The sequence below is a fragment of the Nocardia jinanensis genome (genome assembly GCF_014645735.1).
Classification (GTDB): domain Bacteria; phylum Actinomycetota; class Actinomycetes; order Mycobacteriales; family Mycobacteriaceae; genus Nocardia; species Nocardia jinanensis.
The window spans coordinates 13,084-26,298 of record NZ_BMMH01000006.1 but is presented as its reverse complement, the minus strand read 5'-3'; the positions used below and the strand labels follow the sequence as shown (position 1 = coordinate 26,298).

General features: G+C 66.4%; 13 protein-coding genes. 4 read left to right on the top strand and 9 right to left on the bottom strand.

Annotated elements, in window-relative coordinates; genetic code table 11:
* Nucleotides 1–29 precede the first annotated feature (29 nt).
* Nucleotides 30–1,343: an acyl-CoA dehydrogenase family protein gene (locus IEY68_RS15600; RefSeq protein WP_062999302.1), complete on the top strand. Its 1,314-nt coding sequence runs from the start codon at nucleotides 30–32 to the stop codon at nucleotides 1,341–1,343.
* 116 nt (nucleotides 1,344–1,459) lie between these two features.
* Here the strand turns inward: IEY68_RS15600 and IEY68_RS15595 are convergent, their stop codons facing one another.
* Nucleotides 1,460–2,392 carry an LLM class flavin-dependent oxidoreductase gene (locus IEY68_RS15595; RefSeq protein WP_062999300.1) on the bottom strand — a complete coding sequence of 311 codons (933 nt, stop codon included), beginning with the start codon at nucleotides 2,390–2,392 and terminating at the stop codon, nucleotides 1,460–1,462.
* 112 nt (nucleotides 2,393–2,504) lie between these two features.
* On the opposite strand from IEY68_RS15595, the gene IEY68_RS15590 reads away from it, so the two are divergent.
* A complete protein-coding gene (locus IEY68_RS15590; protein WP_058856774.1) occupies nucleotides 2,505–3,299 on the top strand; it encodes an alpha/beta fold hydrolase in 795 nt (264 codons plus the stop codon).
* Nucleotides 3,300–3,320: 21 nt separating this feature from the next.
* On the opposite strand, the gene IEY68_RS15585 is transcribed toward IEY68_RS15590, so the two are convergent.
* From IEY68_RS15585 to IEY68_RS15550, 8 genes are all read right to left on the bottom strand, one after another.
* Nucleotides 3,321–3,743 (bottom strand): MaoC/PaaZ C-terminal domain-containing protein, encoded by a 423-nt coding sequence (locus IEY68_RS15585; RefSeq protein WP_058856775.1) that lies wholly within the window; start codon nucleotides 3,741–3,743, stop codon nucleotides 3,321–3,323.
* A gap of 1 nt (nucleotide 3,744) precedes the next feature.
* A complete protein-coding gene (locus IEY68_RS15580) occupies nucleotides 3,745–4,272 on the bottom strand; it encodes an FAS1-like dehydratase domain-containing protein (RefSeq protein ID WP_229718811.1) in 528 nt (175 codons plus the stop codon).
* Nucleotides 4,269–5,099, bottom strand: coding sequence for an enoyl-CoA hydratase/isomerase family protein (locus tag IEY68_RS15575; RefSeq protein ID WP_058856777.1), 831 nt, complete (start codon nucleotides 5,097–5,099; stop codon nucleotides 4,269–4,271). Before IEY68_RS15575 ends, IEY68_RS15580 begins: the two co-directional genes overlap by 4 nt.
* Before the next feature lie 38 nt (nucleotides 5,100–5,137).
* Nucleotides 5,138–6,328: an acyl-CoA dehydrogenase family protein gene (locus IEY68_RS15570; RefSeq protein ID WP_058856778.1), complete on the bottom strand. Its 1,191-nt coding sequence runs from the start codon at nucleotides 6,326–6,328 to the stop codon at nucleotides 5,138–5,140.
* A 4-nt stretch (nucleotides 6,329–6,332) separates the two neighbouring features.
* Nucleotides 6,333–7,385, bottom strand: a complete 1,053-nt coding sequence (locus tag IEY68_RS15565; RefSeq protein ID WP_058856779.1) for an acyl-CoA dehydrogenase family protein — start codon at nucleotides 7,383–7,385, stop codon at nucleotides 6,333–6,335.
* 149 nt (nucleotides 7,386–7,534) lie between these two features.
* Complete coding sequence (locus IEY68_RS15560) at nucleotides 7,535–8,236, bottom strand: TetR/AcrR family transcriptional regulator (protein ID WP_082681632.1); 702 nt, start codon at nucleotides 8,234–8,236, stop codon at nucleotides 7,535–7,537.
* 61 nt (nucleotides 8,237–8,297) lie between these two features.
* Nucleotides 8,298–9,071: an SDR family NAD(P)-dependent oxidoreductase gene (locus IEY68_RS15555; protein ID WP_058856781.1), complete on the bottom strand. Its 774-nt coding sequence runs from the start codon at nucleotides 9,069–9,071 to the stop codon at nucleotides 8,298–8,300.
* Between the two features lie 18 nt (nucleotides 9,072–9,089).
* Complete coding sequence (locus tag IEY68_RS15550; RefSeq protein WP_062999298.1) at nucleotides 9,090–10,550, bottom strand: aldehyde dehydrogenase family protein; 1,461 nt, start codon at nucleotides 10,548–10,550, stop codon at nucleotides 9,090–9,092.
* A 99-nt stretch (nucleotides 10,551–10,649) separates the two neighbouring features.
* Between IEY68_RS15550 and IEY68_RS15545 the strand changes: the two genes are divergently transcribed.
* Together IEY68_RS15545 and IEY68_RS15540 are read left to right on the top strand one after the other, a co-directional pair.
* A complete protein-coding gene (locus IEY68_RS15545) occupies nucleotides 10,650–11,882 on the top strand; it encodes a CaiB/BaiF CoA transferase family protein (protein ID WP_229718810.1) in 1,233 nt (410 codons plus the stop codon).
* Nucleotides 11,883–12,005: 123 nt separating this feature from the next.
* Complete coding sequence (locus IEY68_RS15540) at nucleotides 12,006–13,214, top strand: ABC transporter substrate-binding protein (protein ID WP_082681633.1); 1,209 nt, start codon at nucleotides 12,006–12,008, stop codon at nucleotides 13,212–13,214.
* The last annotated feature ends 1 nt before the right edge of the window (nucleotide 13,215 follow it).

Genomic DNA, 13,215 nt, shown 5'->3' with positions numbered 1-13,215 from the left:
TCGGCGGCGGAATCTCGTAGGGAGCAACCATGGCTTGGGATTTCTCGACCGATCCCGAATTCGAGAAGAAACTCGACTGGGCCCGCGCGTTCGTCCGGGAGGAGGTCGAACCGCTCGACGTACTGTTCCCCGGATGCGAGTATCTGCCGCTCGACCCGCAGCGGCGCACGATCGTCGACCCGCTCAAACAACGGGTCCGCGACGCGGGACTCTGGGCGGCGCACCTGGGTCCCGAACTCGGCGGGCAGGGCTTCGGCGCGGTCGCGCTCACCCTGCTCAACGAGATTCTCGGCCGTACCGACTGGGGGCCGATCGTTTTCGGCACCCAGGCACCCGATACCGGCAACGCCGAGATCCTCGCCCGGTTCGGCACCCGAGAGCAGCGAGAACGCTACCTCGACCCGCTACTGGCCGGGGAGATCTTCTCCTGCTTCTCGATGACCGAACCGCAGGGCGGCGCGGATCCGCGCGTGTTCACCACCCGCGCGGTGCGCGACGGCGAGGACTGGGTGATCAATGGGCGCAAGTACTGGTCGTCGAACGCGGCCGTGGCGTCGTTCTTCATCGTCGTGGCGATCACGGACCCGAACGTGGGGGTCCACCAAGGTGCGTCGACGTTCCTCGTGCCGCGCGACACCCCCGGGGTCGTGATCGAGGCGAGCCACCACCTTTTCGGTGCCCACCGCCACGAGCCGGGACACTCGCTGGTGCGCTACGAGGATGTGCGGGTGCCCGCGCATGCGATGTTGGGGGAGCCGGGCCGCGGCTTCGAAGTCGCCCAGTCCCGGCTGGCCGGTGGTCGGCTCCACCACGCGATGCGGGCGATCGGTGTGGCGCAACGCGCGATCGATATGATGGCCGAGCGCGCCAAAAGCCGCTTCACGCAAGGTAGTTCGCTCGCCGACAAACAATTCGTGCAGGGGTTCATCGCCGACTCCTACACCGAGCTGATGCCATTCCGGCTGGCCGTGCTGCACGCCGCCTGGCTGATCGACACCCAGGGCTGGAACGGTGCCCGCACCGAGATCGCCGCGCTGAAGGTGCTCACCCCCAAAGTGATCCAGTCGATCGTGCTGCGCGCTATCCAGGTCCACGGCGGTATCGGCGCCACCGAGCAGCTCCCGCTGGTGGATATGCTGATGCACGGCCTCACACTCGGTCTGGCCGACGGGCCCACCGAGGCGCACAAAGTCAACCTGGCCCGGCAATTGCTCACCCGCTACGACGCGGACGACCCGATGTGGCCGACCGAATTCCTCGGCCGCAGGCTCGAAGTCGCGCGCGCCAAATACGGTGACCTCGTCGACACTGTGCCCTCGGTGCCGGACGGCCCGTGGGCCTGATCTTCACGATGTGCACGGGAACACACCGACGTCGCAGGCTGTCGACCTCGCCGCCCACTGCGTAGTCCGTGATCGCCCGCGCTCGATTCAGCGCTGGTGGCTTCCTCCCCGTGGAATTACTCGTCCAGGACCCGCAAGAGCAGGGCTCCCAGTTCGGTGATCCGCTCGGGGGTGTTGTGCGCGGGAGGAAGCTGGACGATCACGCCGTCGATCCCCCGGGCGAACAACTGCTGCAGGTGGTAGCCGACCTCGTCCGCATCACCGACGACGAATCCGAGCTGGTGCTGGTGGTCACGTTGCCACGGCGACATCAGCCTTTCGGCCTCCCGCCGGGTCCTGGCCAGGATGACCGGCCGGAACACCGTCCTGGCCACCGCGGACGGGTCCCGTCCGACCTCGGCGCACCGATCGTCGAGCACGGCATCGAGTTCGAGAACGGTGTCGTCGGCGCCGGTGAAGTTGGCTGCGTCGGCGTACTGCGCCACCAGGCGCAGTGTGCGCCGCCCGTTGCCGCCGATCAGTACTTTCGGCCCGCCCGGGGTGATCGGTGGTGGAAGGTTGACGGCTGCCTGGGCGCGCACCCATTTGCCGGCGAAGGTGGTCGGTGTGCCACGGAACATCGCTGTCGCCAACCGGACCGTCTCCTCCAGGATTTCCACGCGGTCGGCGGGCGGCGGGAAGTCGTATCCATAGGCGTGGTGTTCGGCCGCGTGGCTACCGGAGCCGATACCGAAGAGGGCGCGACCGCCGGAGATCACATCGAGGCTGGTGACCGTTTTCGCCAGGAGCGCGGGGTTGCGGAACAGTGCGGCGCCGACCAGTGCGCCGAGTCGGATGCGGCTGGTGCGGGCCGCGAGCGCGGACAGCGTGGTGTAGAGCTCGAGCCAGTGGCCGCCGGGTGCGGCTTTATCGGACATGAGATGGTCCCCGGCGAAGAACGAGTCGAAACCGGCAGCCTCGCCCGCCAGCACGAGCTGGGCCAGTCGCTCGAACGGGTTGCGCGGCCCGTCGTCCCGATAGTCCGCGATATTCAGTCCCAAACGGATCATCGGCTAATCCCTTCCACCGATTGCGGCGAGTGGTATCCGGCATTGCCGGAACAGATTCGCGGGCCATAATATATTAGCTGGATAGTTGGTTTTCGAATTAAGGAATCGGACAGTGGGCGAACTTCAGGTCGGTCAGGTGAACAACAACGGCGTCGAACTCGTGGTCGCTCAGGTGGGCGAGGGGGATCCCGCGCTGCTGTTCTTGCACCCGAACGCGGCCGATCACACCTTCTTCGGGCCACAGGTGGCCGAGTTCGGCGGACGCCACCGCGTGGTGGCGATCGATCAGCGTGGGCACGGCGGAAGCGGCAAACCGGCCGGCCCGTACACCCCGGCAGTGCTGGCCGAGGACGCTCTGTCCGTGATCGACCAGCTCGGTCTGGACCGGCCGGTCGTGCTCGGTAGCAGCATGGGCGGAGCCGTCGCGCTGGAGCTGGCCGCCGGCCACCCGGACGCCGTGCGCGGGCTGGTGCTGTTCAACCGGTCGATCGCGGCCAACCCGGCGATGCGGGACCGGATCACCTCGCTGGGGGCCGCGCTGCGCGGAGACCAGGCGGACGCGGCGCTCGAATCGCTGGTCGGTGCTCAGGTGGGGGAGTTGGATGCGCCCGGCCTCCGCGTGGACTACCTGCGGATGGCCCAGAGCGTGCCGCCCTGGGTATTGGCCTCGCTCATGGAGGGCTTCGCCGACTGGGACGGCGAAGCGTCGTTGCGGCGGGTCACCGTGCCGACGCTGTTCACGTTTTCGCATATGACCGGGAACTACGCCGAGCTCGACCGGCTGGTCGAGCTGTCGTCGCAGGTGGTGATCGGCCATACCGTCGGTGCGGGCCACTTCGATCACCTGACCGTGCCGGAGCAGATCAACCCTATGCTCCGGCGCTTCCTGGATGTCTACGTCGACTGAGGATCGTTCATCGGCGACCCGCTACGGATCGATCCGGGCTTCGGCGGAGCCGGAGAACACCACCTCACCGTGATGGTTGACCGTAACGACGGCGAGCGCGACGAAAGGCTCGCCACCCTCGTCGTGGATCGATTCGACGACCAGCCGAGTGGTGAGCGTATCGCCCGGCCACACCTGACCGCTGAACCGCCCACCGAATCGCCGCAGCCGGCCGTCACCGACATAGTCGGTGACGGCTCTGCCGGATACGGCCATGGTCAGCATGCCGTGCCCGAATACCGACGGGAACCCCGCGGCCCGGGTCGCGTACACCTCGTCGCTGTGCAGCGGGTTGAGGTCGCCGGAGGCACCGGCGTACATCACCAGCTGGGTACGGGTCAGTTCGTCGACCACCACCTGCTCGACGGTGTCGCCGACCCTGAGATTCACAGCCTGTAGGCCCATATCAGCCGTCCGTTCCCGATCGTTCGATGCGGACCCCGACGCGACGTGCCGTGATCACGAGGTCACCGTTCTGATCGTGGTAGTCGATGATCGTTTCGGAGAAGTGCATATGGCCACCCCGCCGCCCGTCCTTCTGCCAGTTCCGGCCCGGGCGCTCGGTCGCGGTGAGCACGTCGCCGGGGCCCACGTGACGGTGGTACTCGTAATGCTGTTCCGCGTGTAGCCGCACCTCCCCGCTTACGGGTTCGCCATCGCTCTCGGCGCCGGGCTCGGCCGTTCCGCTCGGTGTCCGGCCCGAGCCGAGCCACGGCCGGCCCGGCCTGGGACGCAGCGGCCAGTCGGGATCGAAATGCGCTGCGGCCATGGTGAAGGTAGGCGGCGCTATCGTGTGGCCGAGGTCGGTCTCGCGGGCGTACTCGATATCCGAATAGATCGGATTGGGGTCGCCGATCGCGCGTGCGAATTGCATCACATGACCTGCTTCGACGGGCAAACTCCACCCGCCGAATGCCTTTTCCTGTTCGCTCACCGCAACCTCCACGGAATTCGTCGGCCCGCCGCGAAAGTGCGCAGGCCCTCTTCGCGCTGCTCGGGCCGGTTTCCCAGGGCGATCATCGACCAGCCCATATCGAGCGCCTGGGCACGGGTCAGTTCACGGGCCATCCACAGCGACCGGACGGTCGCCTGTACCGAGAGACGCGGTTGTGACGCGATGGTCGCCGCGATCCAGCCGGCGCGCTCGGTGAGTTCATCGGCCGGTACGACTTCGGATACGAGGCCGATGGTGTGTGCGCGCTGGGCGGACAGCCTTTCGTGACTGCCGAGTAGCGCCATCCGGCTGATCTCGCCGAAGGGCATCCGGTGCGCCAATTGCACGGACTCATAGGCGGCGGTGAGACCGTAGGTGACGTGCGGATCGAAGAACGTCGCGTGGTCGGCAGCGATGATGATGTCCGATTCGCCGAGCAAGAAGGAGGCGCTGCCACACGCCATTCCGTTGACGGCCGTCACCACCGGGATCCACAGGTTCGACGACTTCGGCCCGAACCGGTGATCGTCGGCGTCAGGGTGGAACACGGTCGAGTCGAACCCGCTGCGCCGGCCCGGTTCGTCCGCCGCCAGTGCTTCGGTGGCCGCGAGTGTTTCCGAGCGGTCCCGCCCGGTGGTGAACGCGCGTTCGCCGGTTCCGGTCAGCACCACGCACCCGATCGTGTCGCTCGCGCGCAGCGTCCGCCACACCGCGGTCAGTTCGCGCTGCATCACCGTATCGATGGCGTTGAGCACGTCGGGCCGGTTGAGCGTGACCCAGGCGATCCCGTCACGTTCGGCATAGCGAAGCGTCTCGTAGTCGTCCATCTTGCTCCTTTCGAGCAGCAGCTCGCCTCCGGCCGCGATCAGGCCGGCCGGAGACGGGCTCGTGGCAGTCCGAGCGAGCGTTCGGCCAGCAGGTTGTGGAATATCTCGATCGAGCCGCCGTAGATGGCGGTGCCTTGCGCGAAGCGGTGCAGCAGCTCGATTTCACCGTCGCACACCGCGCCGTCCGCGCCGGCGGGCAGAATGCCGGCGGGTCCGAACAGGTCGACCAGATCGGCCGCGCTCCGGATCAACGCCTGGGCAGTCGAGATCTTGCTCATCGGACCACCCGGCAGGAAGGACACCTCGGCGTCGAGCGCGACCCGGGCCAGCCGTTCCCGCACGAGCGGATCATCGATCACCGGGGTGCCGTCCGGATGCCGCGCGGTGGCCGCCCACCGGAGACCGGCGTCGGTCAGCCGGTGGACGAGTCCCTGCCAGGTACCCAGGTTGCCGTCGTCGCCGATACCCCGGTCCTCGATCCGGCCCATCCGGTGCTCGGCGTCCAGCGCGCCGGCCACCACCTGCCAGCCCTGACCGGCCGGGCCGACCCGATAGTGGTCGGCGACCCGCACATCGTCGAAGTAGACAGTGTTGGTCCGTTCGCCGCCGAGCGTGCGGATCGGGGTGATCTCGACGCCGGGCAGGGTGAGCGGCACGAGAAACATGGTCAGCCCCTTGGTCTTCGGGGCATCGGGGTCGCTGCGGGTGAGCAGCCATACGTAGTCGGCGTTCTGGGCGCCGGTGGTGAACATCTTCTGGCCGCGGATCACCCACTCGTCGTCTGTGCGGATCGCCCTGGTCTTCGCGGCCGCCATATCGGACCCCGAGCCGGGCTCGGTATAGCCCAGGCACATCAGCACAGTGCCGCGGGCGACCCCGGGCAGGACTTCCTGCTTCAACTCCGCGCTGGCCCAGGCCCGAAGTCCGAGCGCGACCGTCGTGGTGATCAGCCGGGAGATCGACACCGACATCGACCCTCGCCAGGCGAGTTCCAGCGCCAGGACACGGGCACGTAGCGGGTCGAGCCCGGCGCCGCCTTCCTCGACCGGCCACATCGGCAGGATCCAGCCGCGCTCACCCAGCGCCGCATGGAACGGCGGGTGGTGCCCATTGCCGGTGCGCCGCTCCGCTTCCAGAACCTCGTCGGTGAGGTGCTCGTCCAGGAATCGCACTACTTCTTCCCGGAATGCCCGAGTTCCGGGCTCGAGGGTTATCGTCGCGAAGTCCATCGGTTCACCGTCCGCCTTGATCGATCAGGATGGCGGCAAGGGACTGGAGCTCCCGGCGGGGATCGCCGGCGATCGTCGCCCAGCCCTTGGCCCGCCGGAAGAACAGTTGGATATCGGATTCCATCGTGAAGCCGATGCCGCCGTGCACGTGCAGGCCGACCGTCACCGCTTCGGTCGCGACTTCGGCCGCGTAGACCCACGCCATCGATACCAGCCGCGCCGCCTCCGCCGGTTCGTGGTCGGCGAACCAGGCTGCTTTCCTGATCAATCTGCGGGCCGATTCGACACCTGTCAGCACGTCGACCAGCGGGTGCGAGACCGCTTGGAAACTCCCGATGGGGACACCGAACGCGTCGCGGGTTTTCGCGTGCTCCACGGCGCGACCGAGTACTTCATCGGCCAGACCGATCAGCGCGGCCGCGGTGAGAAGTTTCCACTCCCTGTGTGCGCGACGGAAATGGGCCCGCGCGTCGGCGCCTTCGGCGAGCACCATACGGGTGGCGTGTTCGCCCCCGGTGGTCCACCACGCCAGTGGCGCGCACGGTTGATTGGGAACCGGGGGAGGTGCGTCCGGATCGGCCAGTAGCACCAACGCCGCGCCGTCGAGGGCGATCACCGCGTCGCATACGGCGCCGGCCGGAACCAATTGACGTTCCCCGGCGGGCATTTCGTGCAGCGCGACGGTGAGGATGCGCCGGCCGGCGAGCAGTTCGTCCAGCCATGGCCGGCTCCGGTGATCACCGGCGGCGGCCAGGAGCCGGCCGGCGACCGCTGCCTCGATGAACGGAACGGGTGCCAGGGCGCTGCCGTACCCCTCCGCCACCAGGACCAGGTCCAGCAGACCGGCACCGTCACCACCGAGTTGTTCCGGGATTCCCATCGACGTCGCGCCCAGTTCGACTGTGCGGCGCCACAGTTGGGTGTCGAATCCCAATGGCTCCGCGGCCCGCACGCGCGTGGTCGGACATTCCTTGGTGAAGAAGGACGCGAAGGTATCGCGCAGGGCTTCCTGCGCGTCGTCGAGGGAGAAGTCGTTGTTGCGGATCACCTGAGCCATCGGCACCGTCCTCCACCTTCGTCAAATCAATTAGTCAGCAATTTAATTATTTGGGTAACAGATGTCAATGGTTGTCAGATGGTTTGTGGGAGCGCGCATCCGCGCGCTCCCACGGTCTGCGCGGAAGGTTCGGCGGGAGTCCGCCGATCTCAGCCGGCCGCGGGTTCCGTTTTCATGACCGCGGACATCGGGACGAAGACGCCCTCGGTGAGGAGCTTCTCGATGGTGCGGATCGCCGACCGGTGTCGCTCACCGGGCACCTCGACAGTGAGCATCGTCACGCCGAAGCTGATGATGCCGAACATATCCGCCACATCGCGGGGGTCTATGCCCGGTTTGAGCTCACCGGCGGCAGCTCCCTGCTCGATGATGCTCTTGTAGAACTCGTAATAGCTGTTGGTCGAGTGGCCGAGTGCGCGTCGTAACTCCGGGTAACGGGGGCCGTCGACCCGAACGCTGACGGAAAACTTGGCGAGATCGGGCATCTCGTCGGTGACCGCGATGGTCTCCTCGAGAATGGCGATCAGTTTGCCCTGGAGGTCGTCCGCCCTCGTGACGGCTCGTTCGAACCGCTCCAGCAACTGGCCGGTCACCTCGGCGATAACGGCGCTCACCAGCGCCTTCTTCGATTTGAAATAGTAGTAGACCGCGCCACTGGTCAACCCGCCGTCCTCGGCGATATTGTTCAGTGTCGCCTTCGCGTAACCGTATTCACCGATGTGCTTCATGGCGATGGAGATGATTCGACGACGCGTGGCATCCCCCACTGATCCGGTCGGCCGGCCTGGGCCTTTACCTGGTGGCACCGTCTGTACTCCTGATCTGCCGGTGTCGGCCGACGCATCGCCCATGACGTGTCGGTCGAGACGTATTAATTGGTCAGTTACTAGTTCTATTGTACGTCCCGGCCCATCAGCCCGGCATAACGACACCGGCGTCGACACACAGCATCTGTCCGGTGACCAGTGCCGAGTCCTCGCTGGCGAAGAACACTGCGGTGCCGGTGAGGTCCTCGGGAGTGAGCGTGCGCTTGAGCGCGCTCATCGCGGTGATCGCGGCGATGCGGTCCTCGGGGACCTGTTTCCTGGTCGCTTCCGATACCGTGACACCGGGTGCGATGCAGTTCACCCGGATACCCCACCGGCCGAGTTCGCCGGCGGACATCTTGGTCAGGCCGACCACGCCCCATTTGCTCCAGGGGTAGGCGTAGGAGCTGATTCCGGAGAACTCGGTGGGGGAGTTCTTCACGTACAGATACGCACCGGTCGAGGAGACATTGATGATCGAGCCGCCACCGCGTTCGACCAGATGCGGCGTGGCGGCCTTGGACATCAGCCAGGCGCCGTAACAGTTGATATCGAAAACCTGCCTGAGGTATTCGTAGCTCTGATCGCCGTAGTCCATGTCGTAGTAGATGCCCGCGTTGTTGAGCAGGACGTCCACCTGCCCGAACCGCTCGACGACCTGGCGGACGCAATTCTCGGTGGACTCCTCGGCGGATATATCGGCCTGCACGAAGGCCACCTCGCCCGAGTCCGCGAGCTCGGCGGCGGCCGATTCACCGCGGCCGGCGTCGATGTCCACGATCGCCACCCGGGCGCCCTCGTCCAAGAACCGTCGTGCGTAGGTCTTCCCTATGCCCTGACCCGCCCCGGTGACGATGGCAACTTTGCCTTCCAATCGCATCTGTTCGCTCGCTTCTGGTCAGGACCGGTAGGTGATCGATTTGATTTCGGTGTACTCGTCCAAGCCCTCGGCGCCGTACTCGCGGCCGATGCCCGAGCGCTTGTAGCCGCCCCACGGGACCTCTACGGCGCTACCGCCGTTGACTCGCACCGCGCCGGTGCGCAGCCGCTGGGCCAGTGCGAACGCACGTCCGGAATCCGCGGACCAGACTGCGCCGGACAGGCCGTACCGGGACTCGTTGGCCAGCGCGACCGCTTCGTCGTCGGTATCGAAGCCGATCACCATTCCCACCGGACCGAAGATCTCGTCCTGCGCGATGGCGTCCCGGTTGTCCACATCGGTCAGCAGTGTGGGCGAGTAGAAGAATCCCTTGGCCAGATGTGGCGGCCGGCCCCCGCCGGTGACCACCGTCGCGCCGTCGCGGACCGCCGCGTCCACCATGTCCGTGACCCTGGTGCGCTGCTCGTTTCCGATCAACGGACCCATCTGTGTCGCCGGGTCCGCGGGATCCCCGACGACAACGCTCTCCAGAACTGCCTTCGCCACCTCGATGAACGAGGGCATGATCGAACGGTGGACGAGCAGCCGGGAACACAGACCGCAGCCTTGTCCGGCCTGGACGACCAAACCCGTCGCCGCCTGCGTGGCGACCTGCTCGATATCCACGTCCTCGCAAGCGATCAGGGCCGATTTACCGCCCAGCTCCAAGTGCACGCGTTTGATGGTCGGCGCCGCCTGCGCCATCACGGTGGCGCCGACGGACTCCGAGCCGGTGAAGGTCACCATGTCCACCCGGGGGTCGGACGTCATAGCCCGGCCGACTTCGGTACCGCCGGTGATGATGTTGAGCACGCCGGGTGGTATTCCGGCTTCGGTGGCGAGGTCGCCGAGGACCAGCGCCTGCAGCGGCGTGTACGGCGAGGGCTTCAGTACGAGCGTGTTGCCCATCAGGAGTGCCGGCACGATCTTGGCCAGATTGATGAGGAACGGGTAGTTGAACGCGGTGATGGCGCTGACCACCCCGACCGGTTCGCGGATCGTGACCGCCGAGCCGAGCACGCCGCGGCCACCGGGCCCGGCGCTGACCAGGGGCGCGACCGGGGTGATCGCTTCGCGTCGGCGCGCCTCGTCCACGGCGAACCGGAAATGGTCCATGGCGATCCCGATGTGTGCGATCCGGGCCAGCGCCTTCGTCGCTCCGCATTCGGCCACGATGAGTTCTTCGAGCTCGTCCTGACGCGCCGCCAGTAGAGCGTAGAAACGGTCGAGTACATCGCACCGCTCCTGCGGTGTCAGATGCGGCCAGGGGCCGCTGTCGAATGCTGCGCGCGCTGCCGCGATCGCCGACTCGGCCTCGCGGGCCCCGCCGATCGGGACGGTGCCGATGATCTCCTCGGTCGCCGGATTGACCACCTCGGCGACGGCTCCCTGGGCGACCGACCAGTCACCGTTGATATAGAGGCCCTTGTACTGGTGCACTGCCTCTTTCTCCGTTCTCGTGAGCGACGCGACATAATCAATTATACAGTTAAATAGTATCCGGGACACGCCGGATGTTCGCGACCCTAGGAGTTGGCCATGTCCCACCGCCCAATGGAGGGTGTTCGAGTACTCGAGGTCTCCCAATTCACCTTCGCGCCGGTGGCCGGCGCGGTGCTGGCGGACTGGGGAGCCGATGTCATCAAGGTCGAGCACGCCGAGACCGGTGACGCGCAACGTGGGCTGCGCACCGGCTGGAACGGCCAGTCCGAAGGCTCGTTCCATCCGATCATGGAACACTCCAACCGCGGTAAGCGCAGTATCGGCCTGGATATCGGCACGCCGGGTGGGCGAGAGGTCCTCGACGACCTGGCGCGGTCCTGCGATGTGTTCATCACGAACTTCCTACCGGACTCCCGCGCGCGATTGAAGATCGACGTCGAACAGATGCGCCGGGTGAATCCGCAGATCATCTATGTGCGTGCCAGCGCGTTCGGTGACAACGGGCCCGAGGCGCCCCATGGTGGGTTCGACTCGAATGTGTACTGGGCGCGGATGGGCAGCAGTGCCGGTGTGACACCGGCGGACAGCCCGCGCACCTTGTCGATGCCGGGCCCGGCCTACGGGGATACGATCGGCGGTACCACGATCGCGGGCGGGATCGCGGCGGCGCTGTTCGCCCGGGGGCGGACCGGCGAGCCGTCGGAGCTGGACGTGTCATTGCTGAGCGTCGGCGCCTGGGCGATGGGTCTGGCGGTGGATATCTCGCTGCTCACCGGCACCACTCGGCCGGTCGCGCCGTTGAGCGACGGACCGGCCACGGCCCCGACGAACCCGCTGGCCGGTGACTACCGGACCGCGGACGGCCGGTGGATCAACATCAGTTTTCTCCAGCCGGGACGCTACTGGCGGGATTTCTGTCGGCACATCGACCGGTTGGACCTCGCCGAGGACCCCCGTTTCGACACCACCGAGGGGCTGATGGCCAACGCGTCACAAGCGGCCGAGATCCTGCGGGAAGAGTTGGCGGGTCGCACTTTCGAGGAATGGGTCGCGGCGTTCGCCACGTTGGAGGGGCAGTGGGCGCCCGTGCAGAACAGCGTCGAGGTAGGCCGGGATGAGCAGCTTCGGGCCAACGGTTGCATCGTGACCGTCGACGATGCCGACGGTCATCCCCGGGAACTGGTCGCCAGCCCCGTTCACTTCGACCGCACGCCGCCGGCGCTGCGCCGGGCGCCGCAGTTCGCCGAGCACACCGACGAACTGTTGCGTGAGCTGGGATACGACGAAGCGAAGCTCATCGAGTTGAAGATCAACGGTGCCGTGACCTGAGCCCCGCCGAATATCGCCAATGACCGGACAGTGCGGAGAAGTTGCTGCACACTAATTAATCAGTCATACAAAATCTTTTCTGCTCGGCTCTCGAGCCGACACGGTTGGGCGCAGGTGATTCGAATGCGGACTCTCTCTCGAGTCGGACGATGGTTTCGCAAGAGCTATGGGGCCGTCGCTTGCGTGACCGGAGCCGCCGTACTACTTGCGGGATGCGGAAGCGGCGTGGGCAGGAACGCGAACGACATCGTCATCGGAGTGGTCGTGAGTGAGACGGGGGCGCTCGCGGTGACCGGCAAGGGCCTGCCGGATCTCGCCCGGGGGTGGGCAGCGTGGGTCAACGAAACCCAGGGCGGGATCAACGGCCGCCACGTCGAGGTGATCGTGGCCGACGACGGCTCCACGGCCGCGACCGGCGTCAACCGCGTACGCCGACTCGTCAACAAGGACAGAGTGATCGCGCTGGTCGGCAGTTTTTCCTCGGTCAGCGACGGAGCCGAACCGATTCTCGCGCAACGCAAGATCCCGAACGTGGCCGCGATCACGAACACACCCAAGTGGACACAGAGCCCGGTGTATTTTCCGCTGAGCCTGACGGTCCCGAACTCGGTAATCGCCAAAGCGGTAACCGCCGAGGCGAGTGGCGCCGAGAAATGGGGCGGTCTCATCTGTGCGGAATCGCCCGCCTGTGATGTGTCGAGTATCTGGTCGACCGTGTCACCGAAGCTGGGTCTGGACTACTTCGGCTCGATCAAGGTGACGGCCGCCGCCCCCAGTTATGCCGCGCAGTGTCTGGCCCTGAAACAGAACGGTGTCGACTACGTGCAACTGGGTCTGCCGATGCAGGTGGCGACTCGAGTCATACGAGACTGCCGGCAGCAGGGCTACCAGCCGAAATACGGGGTCGACACCCTCGCCTGGGACCCCGCCCTGCTCAGCATTCCTGGGCTACAGGTGTTCGGCAGCAGCTATACGTTGCCGTGGTTCGCCGACCATCCCGCCCTGACCGATTACAAGAAGCTGGAGAACACCTACGTGCCCGAGGCGAGTTGGCGCAGTTTCGCCTCGGTGGCGTCATTCGCTGCCCTCGAGGTCTTCCGGAAGGCGATCACCGAAACCGACGCCGAACCGACCGCGGCCGGGGCGCTAGCCGCGATGGCGGCGTTGCACGGCGAGAACCTCGGCGGCCTGCTCCCGAATGATCTGGGGGGCTTCAATGCCGGTGAAGGGCCACAACCGGCACTCCACTGTTTCTACGAGGCGGGCATAGACAACGGCCGGTACGTCGTCCCGAATGGTATGAGCCCCCGCTGTGTGGATGTGGCGGCCTGAG